Here is a 17,167-nt window from a genome sequence, read left to right on the forward strand (position 1 = left end):
GAAAGTACAAACATTGTTATCGATTTCAATGAATCTTTAACAATGACAGCTAAAAAAACGCCCGCAACTGCGGGCGTTTTTTGTCTAGATGATAATAACGTTTATCAATATTCTGACGATTACTTTCCTGTCTGACTTGCTGAAGGATCTGACTTGTTTTTCACATGCATATCCAGCCAGCGATCTTGCTCCCACAATAAATGCAAAATACTTTCTTTCGCACGATACCCATGACTCTCTTTTGGTAGCATAACCAGTCGTACAGGAGCACCTAAGCCTTTAAGTGCATTAAAATAGCGTTCACTTTGCAAAGGATAGGTACCCGAATTATTATCCGCCTTGCCATGGATCAATAACATGGGTGTTTTCATTTTATCCGCGTGCATAAAAGGTGACATAGTGTAATAAACCTCGGGTGCATCCCAGTAAGAACGTTCTTCTGACTGAAAGCCAAATGGCGTTAAGGTTCGATTGTAGGCACCACTTCTGGCAATACCCGCGGCAAAAAGATCAGAATGCGACAACAGGTTAGCCACCATAAAGGCACCGTAACTGTGACCGCCCACAGCAACGCGCTCTCGATCAATCAAACCTAAATTATCCACCGCATCAATGGCTGCTTTAGCATTCGCCACTAACTGGCTGCGGAAGCTGTCATTCGGTTCCTCTTCGCCTTCACCTACTATAGGAAACGCTGCATCATCGAGTACCACATAACCTTTGCTCACCCAGTAGATTGGCGAGCCCCAGTATGGGTAGGTAAACTCATTTGGGTTTTGGGTATTTTGTCCGGCGGTGGATTTATCTTTATACTCTCTTGGGTATGCCCAAAGAATCATCGGATAACGTTTGCCCTTTTGATAATCCGTAGGCAGATACAATGTACCGGACAGGGGTAATCCGTCGTCCCGTTTGTATTCAAGAACGCGCTTTTCAACATTTTGTAAACTTTTAAACGGATTTTCAAAGTGAGTCACTTGCGTTAATTGTTCATCGGCCTTATTAGATCGGTTAAGCTTTCTAAAGTAATAGTTAGGGTACTCACTTTTCGACTCAATTCTTGTCACAAGACGATCATTTTCAACATCAAAATCGATCAGATCCTCCAGCTTGTTGTCATAGGTCGACTGATACAAACGCGTTTTATCCTGAGTTTCCAGATTTAACTTATCCAAAAAGGGAAACTGTCCATTTTTGGTAAACCCATCACCTAATAAATAAACCGAACCTTCTCGCATATCCAGAACACTACGTCCTAATGCATTGCGCGTCATAACAAAATTACCCGGATCGCTGTAACGATCCTGATAATTACGATCATTAATTACCTTGGGTGTTTGCGAATTATCCGAAGGGTTAAACAGATAGGTTTTTAAGTTACGGGTATTCCACCAGTAATCCATTGCAATGGCTTTTGAATCATTGCCCCACATAATGGTGTAAAATCGATTGTTTGTTTTCAATAAGGTTTCAGGCTCACCATCAAAGGGTGCTGCCAATGAAAACACTTCATCTCTAAACTCAACGTCTACTTTAGGATCACCTTTATCCAGTGCTTTAACATAAACCAGTGTGGCAGGCTTATCATTGCGCCACTGAATATTTCGTTTGTGGGTAACCGTGGACATAAACCCTTTCGGTAATACTTCCGCTAAAGGCGCCTGTTCGATCACTCTTACCGGCTTTCCTAATTTGCTGTACACCTGAGTAACCGAAGGAAAACGGCTGTAAGTAACAAGGTAGGAAAAGGGTTTTTCAATGGTATTCACCAGAACATAGTCACCATTGGGTGATAAACTGACATTGGTGTACATGGCTGCAGGTAACCATTTTTCCGAATCCCCATCAATCGAAACCTTGTGCAGTTCAGAAAGCGCCAGCTGCTCAAAATTAAACTCATCGTCTTTATTTTTTAATAAATCCTGATAAGTTCTATTTTGTGCTTTTTCGCCCTTACTAACAGAAATTGTCGGCCCTTTAGGAATGGCTTGTGCCGTATCAATTAACGGCTTTCTATTTGAGGCCAGTGTTTTAATCAGCATTGATTCACTGTCAGCAAACCAGTTAATCACATCCCTTAAATTAGCATTTAACTTTGCTTCGGTAAGTTGCTTTGCTTTGGCGTCTTTTACGTTCAACAACCAAAGCTCTACCCCTTTCTCACTAGTGTGGGTCATTGCCATATATTGTTGATTCGGTGACCAGGTCAAATTGGTCAGCCGAGGATTTTCAGGTAATCCGGATACTTGAGTAAGCTCACCATTACCAGCCAAGGACTTCACCATTATATTTTTATAATAATTGATACGACTGCCAATATTTGTTTTCGGATCTATGCGTAATCCAGCCAGTCGCATTTCCTGTTGTGATAATTCTTCAATGGTTTTAAAACTGTCGCGGTATAAAAAAACCATGGTGCTTTTACTGTCGTCCAGTATCACTCGTGGCGCTAATTTAACATCCACCAAGTCCAGTATTTCTTTTGGTGGCTTCTGATAACCTTGTGATGTTGTTTTGGCGATAACAAATGCCGAAGACACTGTCATCAGCAACAGATAGAAACTCAATAAAATTCGATTCATTGATTTTATTCCTTTCAATAGTTAATGCATTAAACTTGCTTGTTGAAAAATCAATCAGTACGGAGCAAATTTAGTTTAAGTTGTATTGTGTTCAATCGGCAAATAAAGTAGCGAGATATAATTGGAGGGTCAAGCTTAATAGCGTTAATACTGGTTAGATGACTGAACAATCTAGGTTATTTAATGAAATGTTGGTTTGCCTATTTACATCATCATTTAGTTGTATACTTAAAGTATCTACCGGTACACCCCATATCTATTAGAGTTTTTCTGTTTCTGTTAATGTTTCTGTTAAAGGCTCCGCAGTATGGCCAGAAGCCACTGTTGTCCCTATGGCAGACGTGGTATTCTTTTGCTCACCCTACCATTAGCTTTAAATTTATATGAATAATCAATGCGTTGGCTGTAAGCGAGAAGTGTCGTGGGGGCAAAAGAACTGCCCTTTTTGCGGCGCAACACAAAATCACTTTCGTCATTACTTTAAAGTAACTTTAGTGGTTGCAGTACTGATTGCCGTGGGCGCGATTGCCGGGTTTCAATATTTTAAGATAAAAGCCTCTCAACATAATCAGGCCATTACCGCACAATTGGAATCTCGCCTGGCTGAATCCTCTCTGCAAATCGAGCAGTTGCAATCGCAAGTGACCAGTTTAAATAAACAGCAACAACAAGCAGAGCAACAATTGCAACAAGCGAAACAAGCTTCTTCGGAAAATGCTTCAGAGTCTGAACAACGAGCCAATGAATTGCAACAAAAGCTAACCAGTACAGAGCAAGAGCTCGAAAAACAACAAGGCCGGGCCAACTGGTTAAGTCGTGAAAATGGTCGACTTAAAACTGAGCTCGACAGCCTGAAAGCTCAAGTTGAAAACTTGCAGCAGCAAGCGCAGCAAAACAGTAATCCGCCGGTTAATAATACCCCGCCCGTCAACAACCCTTCTTCGGCCACTCAAAACTCGAATGGAACCACCCCTGCCGATCAGGACGACGACACAACGTCGAATCCTGATGACGATCAGCCAACAGACAATGACTAAAGAAACAATCGCTAAATATTGGTTAGCGAAGAAGGAGATGAGCAACTGAAACGCCTTCTCGAAACGATAGCCTATGAGTTCAGTTTCGGTTAAGGGCTAACGACTAAACTCATGTTAATGAAGCATTCTTTAATCAAACTCTTAACATTTAGAATTGTCGTTTTGTTGCTGACAACAGTTACCATCGGCTGCAGCCAAAAGCACTCACGATTAACAAACAATTCAACTCACAATTCTTCGTCTCAGAATCCGTCCTCTCACAGCGCTTCATCACAGCAGAATATTAATCCCAACAGGCGTCAAGCCATTAAACAACTGGATGCGTTTTTTCAACGCTGGATTGGTGTTCCCTATGCCATTGGCGGGTTAAGCCGTGCCGGTGTCGATTGTTCCGGTTGGGCAAAACTGGCCTACGCCAATGCCTTTGGCAAGCGTTTACCGCGTACCACGGCCCGACAGGTAACTACCGGCAACTGGATTGCCCGTTCGAACTTACAATGGGGTGATTTGGTATTTTTTAAGACTGGCGTAAAGGTTCGCCACGTTGGGATTTATATTGGTAATGATCAATTTATGCACGCTTCGACCAGTGTAGGGGTTACCGTCTCGAAACTCAGTAACCCCTACTGGCACTCGCGCTACTGGATGGCGCGGCGCCATAACTTTTAACAGACTGTTCAAACGAACTCTTCTAACAGACTGCTCTAAACTGGCTGGCAATAATTAACTTTAAAACTCAACCTTTACCGCGGCAGACACGCGTTTTGCTTTAGCCACGGCTTCTTCAATGGTGACATCTCGCGCCAGTGCCACGCCCATTCGGCGGCGTCCATTAATTTCTGGTTTTCCAAACAAACGGATTTGTGTATTGTCTTCTACCAAGGCATCGTTTAGCCCAGCAAACGAAGTTTGAGTGGATTGGCCGGTGGGTAAAATCACACTGGAAGCGGAAGGCCCATGTTGCACAATATTGGGAATCGGTAGCCCCAGAATCGCTCGAACATGTAACGCAAATTGTGACAAATCTTGCGAGATTAACGTCACCATGCCGGTATCGTGAGGTCTGGGTGACACTTCGCTAAAGAAAACGTTATCACCTTTTATAAACAGCTCAACACCAAAAATACCACGTCCAGTTTCGTTACATCCAGTATCACCACGTCCTTTATCTCTACATAATGCATCAGTAACTTTTGCTGCAATCGCTTGAGACGCTTGTAACGCTTTTGGGCTCATGGCACAGGGTTGCCACGACTGACGGTAATCGCCATCTTCCTGTACATGACCAATGGGCTCACAAAAACTGATGCCATTAACGTGTTTAACGGTTAACAAGGTAATTTCATAATCGAAATCCACAAAGCCTTCGATGATTACTTTGCCTTTACCCGCTCGTCCGCCTTCTTGCGCATAATTCCAGGCCGCATCTATGTCTGACTCGGTTTTAATCACACTTTGACCTTTGCCCGATGAACTCATAATGGGTTTTACCACACAGGGCATACCAATGGTTTCCACCGCTTTGACAAAGGATTCTTTTTCATCGGCAAAAGCATAGGCTGATGTTGGAATGCCCAATTCTTCCGCTGCCAGCGTTCTTATGCCTTCACGATTCATGGTCAATTGCGTAGCGCGAGCAGTGGGAACTATGGTCACCCCTTCTTGCTCCAGCTCGGCTAAGGTATCGGTGGCAATGGCTTCTATTTCTGGCACAACAAAATGCGGTTGTTCTTGCTCAATAACTTTTCGAAGCGCGTTACCGTCCAGCATATCCACCACATGACTGCGATCGGCAACTTGCATGCCTGGCGCATGGTCGTAACGATCCACGGCAATCACTTCGACACCTAGTCGTTGTAATTCAATAATGACTTCCTTACCTAACTCTCCGGCGCCACAAAGCAACACACGGGTTGCCGTAGATGAAAATGGAGTGCCTATGCTGGTCATAAAGTATCCTGTTTTAATATCTACTAAATTTGCTGGAATTATACGGTTTTAGCGCTAACTTACCAATTGTTCGATGACCCATTGCGCGGTTACATACAAAACCAACCTTCGTCAAATTGACGAATAGTTAACAACTTTACGCAAATCCTTCCAACAAAAACAGATGAAACGCGAAACATGATTTCGCCTTTAAATCTCTTTATGTAAGCGACAGTCGCGACCTAAGCAGCAAGTTACTATAATCAGCTATTTCTGGCACAACATTCGCACTGTTATTCGAAATGTACTGATCCGTTAACCAATTATTGAATAATTTGAACCATTGAGGAATAAATAATGAAATCTTATATGACTGTCATGCTTATAAGTGCAACGGTGCTTCTAATACCAAACACTGTACAGTCCAATAATCATCAAGCATCCCTGTATCAACAGTTACTTAACATGGATCAAATACTGTTTGAGCAGAGTTTTAATCGGTGCAAACAAGACGTCCTTGAACCTGTTATTGCAGAAGATTTCGAGTTTTATCACGATGTGGCCGGTGTACAAAATCGCGCCGAATTTTTAAAAGCCGTTGAAAAGAATATATGCTCAACGCCTGACAGAAAACCCATTCGTAAACTCGTAAGCGACAGCCTTAAAGTGTTCCCACTAAAGAACAACGGAAAACTCTACGGCGCCATCCAACAAGGCGAACATGAATTCTTTATAAAAGAACCGAATAAAGCACTGTATAAAACTTCAGTCGCGCGTTTTACTCATCTCTGGGTGTTAACAGATGATCAATGGCAACTGAAACGTGTATTAAGTTACGATCATCAGAGTCCTGAATAAAAGTAAAAAAATATCATTAGTGGAGATAAGCGTATTGCAAAATTAAAATCCGCCGTAATTTATAACAAACAGAGTTATTAAGCTGTAGATTTTCGAGATAATTTATAAGCTGACAACCTTAGTTTTAGCTGCTATCTTGAAACAGAATTAAACCAATCTTCCATAAAGATTTAAACATCTATACTAAGCTAAAATAAAAACTAATCCATACGATTAAAAAATGGAACTGACACATTATTTTATTAAGGAAAGTTATCACGAATACAATAGCCTCTAGAAATCTTAATCTATTAATTACCCATGACTAAGAAGTGGTGCAAGTTTTATTTCGATATACACGAAGACGCTTAATAACTAAAACACCAAGCCCCATAACATTAAGTGAAGGAAAACTATAATGAACAAATTAAATTTCAAGTCAACAGAAGACGGCATTCATTACCTGCTTGATACGGCAACAGAAAAAGAATGGGGTTATATTGTTGAATCTCTTAATACAGCTAGAGATAAAGCGTCTGAAAGTTTAAACCAAAACCTGTATGACTCTTTAGAGTGGCCAACAAACCAGCAGGCATATATCAACTACTTAAATCAGTTTGTACTTTGGATCCCTCAACAAAGCGGCGGAGCTGCATGGCAAGATCCAACAACATTACATAGCCAGGAAGTATATGATCGACTCTGCCATTATTATTACCTAGTCGATCAAAAAACATCTATTGGCGTTCTGGCACAAAACATACCTTGGTTCAGTCAATTTCTTGTATCTTATGCCAACCTCTGGGGTAAATTTTTAAATACTCCAGAGTCTTTTAATAGCACTATTTTAAAATCATTTATTCAATTTTCACCACAATACAGAATTGAAGATTCTATGAATGATGGCATCCCTAATGCTAACTGGAATACATTTAATGAGTTTTTTGCCAGAGAATTAAACCCTTATTTACGACCAATTGATAACCCTGGTAACAATAAAACCGTGGTTATGCCTGCCGACTGTACTTACAGAAAAAAATATAACATCAGAGCAGATTCAACTATTGAAGAAATAGTTATCAAGCAAACCCATACTTATGCCAATATTGCCCAGTTACTTGAAGGCAGTGAATACGCTCAAAGTTTCGCGAATGGAACCTTTATACATTATTTTCTTGCTCCCTACTCCTATCATCGTTTTCATGCACCGGTATCGGGTGTAGTACAAGACTGCCGAGCTGTTCAAGGGCTAACCTTTTTACAAGTTGAGATTCATGAAGACGGGCCAAAGAAAGGCCAGTTTAATGCGCCCGACGATGCTGAGAATGGTTATGAGTTTTTACAGGCGAGAGGTATTTTAACTATTGACACCACTAATTCACCCGATGGTGACATAGGCGTTGTTGCAGTGATCCCGGTCGGGATGTGTCAGGTATCGTCAGTACATATGCAAGCTCTATCCGGAAAAAACATTAATAAGGGTGATAAGTTTGGTTACTTCATGTTTGGTGGTTCAGATATTATTATGCTCTTCCAGGAAGGAAAACAACCAGTTCTTAATGAACAGACATCTTATCGCCACTATGGAACTTCAACAGCTATATCACCAAGTTATGTAGTCGCTAAATCTAAGTGGCAAAATACAAATATTAAAATCACATCCGGCAATCCTGCAACAATTTCCTACATTAACGGTGAGTGGACTGCAAACCCTAATGACAACAATGGCAAGCTTTATGGGCCTAATGGTAACCCCAATTATATTAAAGCTAAACCAGGATACACTATGCCGAATGAAAATGAAGGCGCCCTTATCGGAAAAGTAGGAGACAGTATTTTTCTTGTAGGAGAGAGTTGCACCATCCCGTCAAATCTGACCGGTGATTTAGAATTATGCATTAACGATGATTTAAATGGCGAATACGGTGCTGGCTTTACAGATAACCTAGGAATTATGGTTGTCCAAGTAAGTATTGGATAGTCCGTGAATCAAAGTTATGCGCAAAGTAATTAAACGAGTAACCGGAGGCTTTGGCCTCTGGCACTACCCATAGATGGATTAAGTATTGCTGCATTAACTGCATTCACTACCTCCATGTAGTTCAGCCAAAAAGAAGGCACAAATTCGTCGGGAACGAATTTGAACAGCGTTAGCTGGCCTGAAAGGTGGAGGGCAGGATGCCCGGAATAAAAGGCCCTACGCTCCAACAATTAAGCCCTGCGGGTTCCTCAAAATCATTCATACCTGTCAACACACCGTTATTGACAGCCTTCCATGGCTGATAATAACTTCCACTGGCGTCCATGCCAGTGGATGTGTGCGGCATGAATGATTTTGAGCTTAATTGAGTCACTCTAAAGCCAGAAGCACCAATTATGACAAAGTTATACTGTCTGTTTGCTTAGAACTATTTTGATTGGCACTGTAATAGCAAGTCTAAATTTTTACAAATAAATATGTTAACACCAAGCGACTTTGTCGTGCTCTAATTACCAGGCGATTCTGTCGTAATCGCTAATTACCAAGGGAATTTGACGGTTATCTTTAACCGTGCTTTTTAAATAGTTATTTGAGTATTTAAAGGGTGCTAAGGATGATCATGATGAATTCCAAAGCTCAGTTGGCTGTTGATGTTATTGCCAAAGTAGCTGAAGGTCGCTTAACCATTGCCAATACCACTAAACTTCTTAATAAATCTAGACGTACCATTGAACGTTATCTTCAGAAATATCGAAAAATAGGAGTTCAATTCATTGTTCATGGCAATACAGGTAAAGCTCCTGCTAATAGAACGCCAGACCAGTTAAAGCAAACAGTGCAGCAACTTATTCGTGAGAAATATTATGATCTTAACCTACTTCATCTTGCTGACACGCTAGAAACTAATGAACATATTGTTGTAAAACGAGAAACACTAAGAGGTTGGGCTCATGATATCCATCATGTAAAACGAGCTAAACGTAGGAGGAGTCGAGTGCATAAGCGCAGAGAGCGGATGGAAGCTGCTGGCTTAATGCTACAAATGGACGGTAGTCCACACCGTTGGTTTGGGAATAAGAAGTCTTGTTTGATCGCTGCGATAGACGATGCAACGAGCGAGCTATTTGCAGAGTTCTTTCCGTCGGAAACAACAGAAATAAGTCCGGCGGGTGTTCGCTATATCTGGTTAAGGGAAAAAATGAATACTGCTGCACTAAGGTTGGCAAAATTAGAACTGCTTCCCAAGTCGGCGTGAGTTGCCAACTTGGGTTGAGGCTGCTAGTGTTGGTACGACAAAGTCGCTCGGTAATTATACCGTCAGACCCCCTTGGTAATCACATTTTTACAAATAAATATTACACATTATATCCAATCCACTTGGGTTATCAATACCCTGCTATACTGGATTATCTTTAAGCTCAAACAAATTCTTTTGTATTAAATTCAAGATATCTATATCAAACTCAACTGCGATTGCCTAGTGGCTATTGAAATATGGCTTACACATGTGACGGTGATGGACTGACAGTGTTAAACTTAATACCACAGTTTATGATCGTAAAATTCACCCGTGTTCGGCATAAACCCCTATGCATTATTTTAATCCCAAAGCGTTTTTAACGCTCACTAGCTCAGTTGTTCGTCAAAATTGAGTGCTTTTATAAATTCGGTTTTATCTTCTGGTGAAACCAAAACCCGCTTACCATTACTGTAGGTAATTAGCAGTCTGTCGAATGACAACGCAGGCCCAGATATCGGGCTTGAAGATTCACGAAGATCTTTTATGTCGTTTAGTGGTATTCGCCACCGAAAAGGACCACTTTTAATCACTAATATTTCTTGATCGACACAGTAACGAGTCGATACTGCGAGCCAAACAGGTAAACCACTCCCCAATAGCACAACAAAAACAGCCACTAGTAAGGATTCTATGGTGAATGAATCAAAAGCGATAAAACTGGCTGTAGCGAAACAAAATAACGCCGAGAACACTAATATAATCATTATCGATAAATCAACTTTTGAATCAAACTGTTTCATGTGCCCCTCTACTATTAACGTTTGTTTTTAGTGAAGTCTATGATCAATCGAAAAAGTTTTCAAAATGCTTCAGTTCGATTGAATCAATATAAGCTGTTGCTGTGGCTGAATTAAATATTCGGCGCCCGACTCGGTAATTACAGCCATCTCTTCCACCGAGATGGTTTTAAATGTTCCATCGTTGCGCTGCCAACTGTGGAAGCCATCAAAAGCAAACACCATTCCGGCTTTCAGCGTTTTATGGGCAGCCGGTCGCACCGTGGCCCCGCGAGAGCCACCCAGATTAGGCCCGGTATCGTGAGCCACATACCCTACCGGATGACCAGTGCTCCACATAACAGGCTCTGATCCATTTTGTTTCATCAGTTTGCTTTGTGCGGCGTCAACATCTATTCCACGCACACCCGGCTTCATGGCTTTAAACGCTGCCTTACCGCCTTCTCGAGCGCTTAACCAATAATGCTTAATATCCTCTGGCGCTTCGGTTTCTCCCGCAGCAAGCACGTAAGCAAATCGTTGTATATCACTGATCCAGCGATCATACAGCTTGATACCAAAGTCAATCTGGATCACATCACCCGGCATAATCACTTTATCCGTTGCGTGTGAATGTCCGCGATCCGGCCCCGAATTAACATTTGGGTTTTGATCCGGTGCCCAGGCATCGCCCACACCGTGCTGTTTCATTTTAGTTTTTAAAAACGCGGCCAGAACCGCATCGGTGGTTTTACCTGGCACAACGGTTTTATAAGCTTCAATTTGCCACTGAGCGGTTAGCTTTGCCGCCTCGCGCATAATCTCAACTTCTGCAGGTAATTTAATAGATAACCACTCATACACCACGTCATCAGCCGACACCAAACGCTTCGAAAAGCTATTACCAAGTGCTTTCTCTAACGTCATACGCTGGGTGTAGCTCAAACCATCAGCCTGAGCATTATTTGGCGAAGAATTAATGGCAATACGCTCAAAGTTTTGTTGTTTCATAAATTCAGCCACTTTTTCAATCGCCGACTCACCACGGGGGACTGCTATCACTTTATCGTGGATATTCAGTTCAGACAGCGCTTTTGATTCACTCGAAGGTGAATACACCAGAGAATGAAAACCTTTGTCGTTTTGATAGAACAAATACGCCGCAGATGCCCCGGCATTTTCACACCCAATATGATCCGCCAATGGATCATTATTATTTTCCCGACAAACAATTAACCAGGCATCAACCTCGGCAGCTTTCAAAGCATTGGGCAGTAACTGATTAAGCCGTTGTTTACGGATCTCCGGCCAGGGGTTGGTTTTATTGACGAACGATTGCGCCATTGCATTAACGGTCAGTATTGTAAGTCCGAGAATAGATAAATGTTTGAGTAACTTTTCCATACTACTTTGGCGATTAAACATTCTTATGCCCTGTGAATTTTTATTAATCTATAAAAAGCTAAGAGTCTTTCCTGTAACTTTTAAAAAAATTAGTGAGATAGAATTTCTAAAAAAGATTACTTAATGGTTTATCTCTAGCAATACTTAATAGTAGTGCTCTAGAAAACCTTTATCCCATCAAACTAGTTTGCAATAACCGTATTATGACAGTCATATTTATACTACTAAGCCTTCTGAGTACTATGAGGTTTATTCATAATGTATTGCTTAAACACATACCCCCATGGCATCGCAATGATAGGTAATACCACAAGCACGAATGGAAAAATCATACCGTCTGTCGTTTCACCGGACAAGTTACCTGCTTGCCAAAGTGGTAGGGCAACTAAAAAAAGCCAAATAACTTTATAAACAATTTCTAACAGTAGAATTGGTATCATTTGCACTGTCCGAAAAACTCCTAATAAAGCAAATAAACTAAAAGCACCCCAAACGCTCCAGTCCATAGCATCACTTGGATCCCATGTTTTATCATAGGTAAAAATATGTCCCCAGACATCTTTACCGAGGAATATTGCCATCAGTATGTAAACAATTCGCATAGCATAAATATTAATTGGTCGAATACCCTTATATTTATTTTGTTCTGGCTTAAATACATAGCTAAAAATTTTCATAGTTCTTCTCACTTAAGCTTTATTGTTTAACTATCGGCAATGTTATTTGCGAGGGATACTTTGGTGAGTGATAAATAACATTGTTGGCCACAACCGCTTCGATGGCCAGAGCATTATTTTCTCCGGTATTTAAATTTCTCATATACTGGGGAAATTTACTCGACGACACTTCAACCCGAATACGGTGGCCTTTTTTGAACACATTACTGGTGGTTAATGGCGTAAAGTTAATGCTATAAACTTTTCCTTTTTCCATTAACTCAGGCTTATCAAACCCATTACGGAATTTTGCGCGATGAATGGTATCGTCCACATTAAACGCTCTACCATCTGGGTAAACATCCACCAGTTTAATAGTAAAGTCGGTGTCTTTTGCGCTTGAGCTAACAAACAATTTAGCAACAATATCACCGGTTACTTCCGTATCCTGCTTTAATGGTTCCGAGGTGTATACTAATACATCATGTCGCGCTTCAATGGCGCGCTGATCGAACGAGCCGCCTTTCGATAGACCACCGCTACAACACACACTGCCGCCAAGTGATGGAACTGGGTTCATCGGATCGTAGGTAAATTCATCCTGATTACTTTTACTAGGCACAGACGATGTTAATTTTCCATCACCAAACAAACTATTGGCCGACTCCTGACTGCTTAAATAAAAAGTTTGATACTCCACCTGTTTCGGCGGCCATGTTTCTGATTCCTGCCATTTATTCTCACCCATGGTGAAGTACTTTACTTTCGAATGATTTTTCTTAAAGTCACTTTTATCAGACTTCATCCAGTAATCAAACCATTCAATAATAGACTCATTAACATCCAGTTTAACGCGCCCCATATTTCGTTCGCCCACTATCAAATCTTGATGCTTTGGAATACGCCAAAATGAGCAGTGCAGTGTGGGTGCCACTATCGCGTATTGATTCTCTCTAACTTCTTTATCACTTGCGTTATTGCTCACATGATTAAACAGCTCCATGTTCGGACCAATAGAAACATCGTACCAACTGTTTAACCATAATGCGGGAACGCCAAAATCTTCATTGTCGTGATATAAGCCACCTTTAAACCAGTCGGGATGATTGGGCTCGCGCACGGCAAAATCTTTAAAGGGTCCCTTATTGCCAGCTATGTCATCAAACCATTCCACCATAGGTAAATTTTGCGTTTGTTTTTTCCAATCGATTTTTGGCATTTTGGCGGCTAAATCGTAACTGTAACGCAATCGGTTCAAATCCTGCTCCGACATGTCTTTAGGAAATCTTGGATAAACATCTTGCTGTACCGAATACAGCCAGGTGGCAAACAAGGTTTGAAACACGCCGCCTTTGTACCAGTTACCCTGCTCCTGAAACCGTCCAACTCGCCCTATTCCGGCACCCGCTGCTGCAGGCACCATCGCTTTATGAGCCGGATGATCTTGAGCCGCTAGCGCCAGTTGCCACTCAGCCGACGAAGAACAACCAACCGTGCCAACCTGTTTATCGGACCAGCCCTGTTTTGCGATCCAGTCCAATGTATCCACACCATCGGTGCGAGGGTTGCCTAAAATTTCCCAGTCGCCTTCGGAATAATATCGGCCCCGTTCGTTTTGCACGACAAATGCATAGCCATTATCCACGGCCAATTCAGCAAACTTTAACGTTGTGCCATTTAAAGCGTTTTCGTTATACGGAGTCTTCCAGAAAATAGCCGGAACTTTATCAGCACGTTCTTTCGGTAAATACACATCGGTTGCTAAGCGGACACCATCACGCATTTCAATCATTTGCGAACGATAAACATCGGCTTTATTAGTAAAAGCATAATAACTGTCGCAAGCTTTTTTATCTTTATGCACAACATTGGGTAGGTCACAGGTACTGGCGTTTGCCAATAGCGGTGTTAAACAGAAAACAAACAAGCTTCCCAATAAGCGGAATCGTTTTAACATGGTCAATATCCCTAAGTTTTTTATTTTTAATTGTAAATAATATTGTTATATCGTGAGAAATCAGAATTTCTGGATTAACAATGACGGATTAACACTGTTGAACCAACAATGCCGGCTCAACATTATTGAATAAACAGTACCGAACCCGTTTTTTATAAGTGCTACTCTTATACTAGCCCTATGATATTTTGGCAAGCCGACCACTATACAACCTTGCTTTCAGCCTCATGTAATTTCTAATTAAATCAATCTTTGAAAGGCTTGTTTTAAAACATACCATTAAGTTTATCCAGTCACTGGGTTTCATTGGCAACCATGGATCCCCAACCATCGTATGACACAGAAAAATGCTGCGATAAAATGGTCATTAACACACTGGTCTTAGATACGTTATGAAACTCGGTACAATCAATGCTGGTGCACTCAAGCAAGTAATAGTGCTCGTCCTCTGGCTGAAACAGTTTTATATTTGAAAAGTCCATTTTTATCAGACAATCTGCCAGTTTTTCTAATGCCTCTTTTGAATCAGCAGTAAAACTGTGATCGATTAATCGCACCAACTGATCGTCATCCCCCGCTTGTTTAAGTTTATTCAAAGTTGCTTTGTCCAACTCGACACGTTCGTCAATTAATTGCATGGTGTTTAAAGCCTTATAAAGAAGAGGTTTTGATTTGTAACAAATTATTGAGGTTTCATTTGGAATTATCATAATGCATCAATTTATCGTTAACCAACTTTGTTTTTGATATCAAAGATCCTAGAGCGTGTTTATCTTTCGTTCTAGTAACACAAAAAATAATCAATATTTACCGTAACTCTAACCTTGATGTACAAATTACAAACAGCCTTTAAATACGATGCCCTGAACCGATAAACGCCTGGCTAATTTCGCCTTAATTTAATAATGATGGTAGAATTTTCGCTTTTTGTAACCTTAGGCGATTATAAATGACCAGAGAATCAGTGCCTTCAGAGCATAAGAGCGGTTGGTTTAACCGTTTTTTATCGACTGTCGAATTTTTAGGCAATCTGCTGCCCCATCCCATTACCCTATTTGCGTTATTTTGCTTATTTATTATTGTTTTCAGCGGCATAGCCGACTGGATTGGCCTAAGCGCAATCGATCCCAGACCAGAAGGATCATCCGGTCGTGATCCAGATGGCGTCATAGAAGTGGTCAGTTTGCTAAACGCTGAAGGACTGCAAAAAATTGTGACGGGGCTGGTCACCAACTTTACCGGATTTGCTCCTTTAGGCACCGTTCTTGTGGCCCTGTTAGGGGTGAGTGTTGCCGAGCATTCAGGTTTATTATCGGCGGCTCTGCGCCGTATGGTTATGGGTGCTTCCAAACGGTTAGTCACCTTTATGATTGTTTTTTCGGCAATCCTGTCGAATACCGCTTCCGAGCTTGGCTATGTGGTACTTATTCCACTCGCTGCAATGATCTTTCATAGCCTGGGTCGGCATCCTTTAGCGGGTCTGGCCGCTGCCTTTGCCGGTGTGTCTGGCGGCTACAGCGCAAACTTGTTGCTCGGTACTATTGATCCACTACTCGCGGGTATCACCACCCCTGCCGCGCAATTAATCGCGCCAGAGTACGAAGTCGGACCCGAGGCCAACTGGTATTTCATGATGATCTCGACGCTTTTGATTGCCCTGCTGGGTACGGTGATCACGGAAAAAGTGGTTGAGCCCAGATTAGGACCCTATAACGATTCGGAAGCCAGTGAGCCACTTAATGTTCATATTGAACAATTGTCACCCATTGAACGCAAAGGATTAAAGTACGCTGGTTTTACCTTTTTAGCTCTTGGGTTGTTATTGGCACTCACCATTGTTCCTGAAAATGGCATTTTAAGAGATCCCGAAACGGGACTGGTAAAAGGTTCACCATTTTTAAAAGGTATTGTGGCCTTTATTTTTGTTACCTTTGCGATCCCTGGTTTTGTTTACGGCAAAGTTGTCGGCACCATGAGAAATGATCGCGATGTTATTGATGCCATGAGCAAAAGCATGAGCTCACTGGGTATGTACATTGTACTGGTATTTTTTGCGGCGCAATTTGTTGCCTTTTTCAAATGGACTAATTTAGGCACCATTTTGGCGATCAACGGAGCAGAACTTTTACAGGCCATGAGTTTGACCGGCCCAGAAGTATTCATCGCCTTTATCTTAATGTGCGCACTGATCAACTTAACCCTTGGATCATCCTCAGCACAATGGGCAGCCACAGCACCAATTTTTGTTCCCATGCTGATGTTAATTGGTTACGCGCCAGAAACCATTCAGGCAGCCTATCGAATAGGCGACTCGGTAACCAACTTAATAACACCCATGATGAGTTATTTTGGTTTAATACTGGCCGTTGCTACCAAGTATAAAAAGGATATGGGAATAGGCACACTGATTGCCACCATGCTGCCCTACAGTCTCGCGTTTTTAGCTGGCTGGATAATTCTATTTTATGTTTGGGTATTTGCCTTTGGCTTACCGGTAGGCCCAGGCGCTGAAATTTATTATCAGCCTTAGTTTTTTAGATGAGTTAAATAGATTCCTGTTTTTCCGTGTTAGATTTTTTATAGGGTAAAGCAGGAATCTAAGTTTTTTTGGTTAGGTTAGATTCAAATAGAAGCAAGTGTACTCGGGATATAAATCAACCGTTACTTACACTAAGAAGATGTGCCTGTAGTATCTATGGCTCCCACCAAAGACCTTTTAAGCTTGCTTAAATGACTTACCAGCGTGTTCGTTCATCGGTGAAAAAATA

The 17,167-nt window shown here is 41.5% G+C and carries 13 protein-coding genes and 1 pseudogene; 6 read left to right on the top strand and 8 right to left on the bottom strand.

Translation table 11 applies throughout. The annotated features are described in order from the left end of the window. Nucleotides 1-119: 119 nt before the first annotated feature. Complete coding sequence (locus C8D97_RS04285) at nucleotides 120-2,582, bottom strand: S9 family peptidase (RefSeq protein WP_109762309.1); 2,463 nt, start codon at nucleotides 2,580-2,582, stop codon at nucleotides 120-122. A gap of 383 nt (nucleotides 2,583-2,965) precedes the next feature. Between C8D97_RS04285 and C8D97_RS04290 the strand changes: the two genes are divergently transcribed. Both C8D97_RS04290 and C8D97_RS04295 read left to right on the top strand, forming a co-directional pair. Further along, nucleotides 2,966-3,619, top strand: coding sequence for a hypothetical protein (locus tag C8D97_RS04290; protein ID WP_109762311.1), 654 nt, complete (start codon nucleotides 2,966-2,968; stop codon nucleotides 3,617-3,619). A gap of 162 nt (nucleotides 3,620-3,781) precedes the next feature. Continuing rightward, nucleotides 3,782-4,288: an NlpC/P60 family protein gene (locus C8D97_RS04295; RefSeq protein WP_210204847.1), complete on the top strand. Its 507-nt coding sequence runs from the start codon at nucleotides 3,782-3,784 to the stop codon at nucleotides 4,286-4,288. A gap of 60 nt (nucleotides 4,289-4,348) precedes the next feature. Here the strand turns inward: C8D97_RS04295 and purT are convergent, their stop codons facing one another. Next, nucleotides 4,349-5,569 (bottom strand): formate-dependent phosphoribosylglycinamide formyltransferase, encoded by a 1,221-nt coding sequence (purT, locus tag C8D97_RS04300; protein ID WP_109762313.1) that lies wholly within the window; start codon nucleotides 5,567-5,569, stop codon nucleotides 4,349-4,351. Between the two features lie 336 nt (nucleotides 5,570-5,905). On the opposite strand from purT, the gene C8D97_RS04305 reads away from it, so the two are divergent. After that, nucleotides 5,906-6,406 carry a nuclear transport factor 2 family protein gene (locus C8D97_RS04305; protein ID WP_109762315.1) on the top strand — a complete coding sequence of 167 codons (501 nt, stop codon included), beginning with the start codon at nucleotides 5,906-5,908 and terminating at the stop codon, nucleotides 6,404-6,406. Between the two features lie 397 nt (nucleotides 6,407-6,803). Further along, nucleotides 6,804-8,366: a phosphatidylserine decarboxylase gene (locus C8D97_RS04310; RefSeq protein ID WP_109762317.1), complete on the top strand. Its 1,563-nt coding sequence runs from the start codon at nucleotides 6,804-6,806 to the stop codon at nucleotides 8,364-8,366. 169 nt (nucleotides 8,367-8,535) lie between these two features. Here the strand turns inward: C8D97_RS04310 and C8D97_RS17995 are convergent, their stop codons facing one another. Next, the gene (locus C8D97_RS17995) at nucleotides 8,536-8,739 is read right to left on the bottom strand and encodes a hypothetical protein (RefSeq protein ID WP_146196073.1); all 204 of its coding nucleotides are present in this window, start codon (nucleotides 8,737-8,739) and stop codon (nucleotides 8,536-8,538) included. 240 nt (nucleotides 8,740-8,979) lie between these two features. Here C8D97_RS17995 and C8D97_RS04315 point away from each other — a divergent pair. Continuing rightward, nucleotides 8,980-9,522, top strand: a pseudogene (locus tag C8D97_RS04315) (helix-turn-helix domain-containing protein); the annotation flags it as partial. 470 nt (nucleotides 9,523-9,992) lie between these two features. On the opposite strand, the gene C8D97_RS04320 reads toward C8D97_RS04315, so the two are convergent. The 5 genes from C8D97_RS04320 to C8D97_RS04340 form a co-directional block, all read right to left on the bottom strand. Next, a complete protein-coding gene (locus tag C8D97_RS04320; RefSeq protein WP_109762318.1) occupies nucleotides 9,993-10,406 on the bottom strand; it encodes a PH domain-containing protein in 414 nt (137 codons plus the stop codon). A 69-nt stretch (nucleotides 10,407-10,475) separates the two neighbouring features. Beyond that, a complete protein-coding gene (locus C8D97_RS04325; RefSeq protein WP_210204849.1) occupies nucleotides 10,476-11,807 on the bottom strand; it encodes a M24 family metallopeptidase in 1,332 nt (443 codons plus the stop codon). Nucleotides 11,808-12,010: 203 nt separating this feature from the next. After that, complete coding sequence (locus tag C8D97_RS04330; RefSeq protein ID WP_109762320.1) at nucleotides 12,011-12,463, bottom strand: hypothetical protein; 453 nt, start codon at nucleotides 12,461-12,463, stop codon at nucleotides 12,011-12,013. Between the two features lie 19 nt (nucleotides 12,464-12,482). After that, the gene (locus tag C8D97_RS04335) at nucleotides 12,483-14,399 is read right to left on the bottom strand and encodes a CocE/NonD family hydrolase (RefSeq protein WP_210204850.1); all 1,917 of its coding nucleotides are present in this window, start codon (nucleotides 14,397-14,399) and stop codon (nucleotides 12,483-12,485) included. A gap of 293 nt (nucleotides 14,400-14,692) precedes the next feature. Beyond that, nucleotides 14,693-15,037, bottom strand: coding sequence for a ribonuclease E inhibitor RraB (locus tag C8D97_RS04340; RefSeq protein ID WP_170115134.1), 345 nt, complete (start codon nucleotides 15,035-15,037; stop codon nucleotides 14,693-14,695). Nucleotides 15,038-15,348: 311 nt separating this feature from the next. Here C8D97_RS04340 and C8D97_RS04345 point away from each other — a divergent pair, with 311 nt between their 5' ends. Beyond that, nucleotides 15,349-16,929 (top strand): AbgT family transporter, encoded by a 1,581-nt coding sequence (locus C8D97_RS04345; protein WP_109762324.1) that lies wholly within the window; start codon nucleotides 15,349-15,351, stop codon nucleotides 16,927-16,929. Nucleotides 16,930-17,167: the final 238 nt, after the last annotated feature.

This window comes from Pleionea mediterranea (assembly GCF_003148745.1).
Classification (GTDB): Bacteria; Pseudomonadota; Gammaproteobacteria; order Enterobacterales; family Kangiellaceae; genus Pleionea; species Pleionea mediterranea.

What these genes read in the sequence shown, in the direction of transcription:
- C8D97_RS04285 (WP_109762309.1), bottom strand. Translation starts at nt 2,582, where the DNA reads ATGAATCGAATTTTATTGAGTTTCTATCTGTTGCTGATGACAGTGTCT.
- C8D97_RS04290 (WP_109762311.1), top strand. Translation starts at nt 2,966, where the DNA reads ATGAATAATCAATGCGTTGGCTGTAAGCGAGAAGTGTCGTGGGGGCAA.
- purT (WP_109762313.1), bottom strand. Translation starts at nt 5,569, where the DNA reads ATGACCAGCATAGGCACTCCATTTTCATCTACGGCAACCCGTGTGTTG.
- C8D97_RS04305 (WP_109762315.1), top strand. Translation starts at nt 5,906, where the DNA reads ATGAAATCTTATATGACTGTCATGCTTATAAGTGCAACGGTGCTTCTA.
- C8D97_RS04310 (WP_109762317.1), top strand. Translation starts at nt 6,804, where the DNA reads ATGAACAAATTAAATTTCAAGTCAACAGAAGACGGCATTCATTACCTG.
- C8D97_RS04320 (WP_109762318.1), bottom strand. Translation starts at nt 10,406, where the DNA reads ATGAAACAGTTTGATTCAAAAGTTGATTTATCGATAATGATTATATTA.
- C8D97_RS04325 (WP_210204849.1), bottom strand. Translation starts at nt 11,807, where the DNA reads ATGTTTAATCGCCAAAGTAGTATGGAAAAGTTACTCAAACATTTATCT.
- C8D97_RS04330 (WP_109762320.1), bottom strand. Translation starts at nt 12,463, where the DNA reads ATGAAAATTTTTAGCTATGTATTTAAGCCAGAACAAAATAAATATAAG.
- C8D97_RS04335 (WP_210204850.1), bottom strand. Translation starts at nt 14,399, where the DNA reads ATGTTAAAACGATTCCGCTTATTGGGAAGCTTGTTTGTTTTCTGTTTA.
- C8D97_RS04340 (WP_170115134.1), bottom strand. Translation starts at nt 15,037, where the DNA reads ATGCAATTAATTGACGAACGTGTCGAGTTGGACAAAGCAACTTTGAAT.
- C8D97_RS04345 (WP_109762324.1), top strand. Translation starts at nt 15,349, where the DNA reads ATGACCAGAGAATCAGTGCCTTCAGAGCATAAGAGCGGTTGGTTTAAC.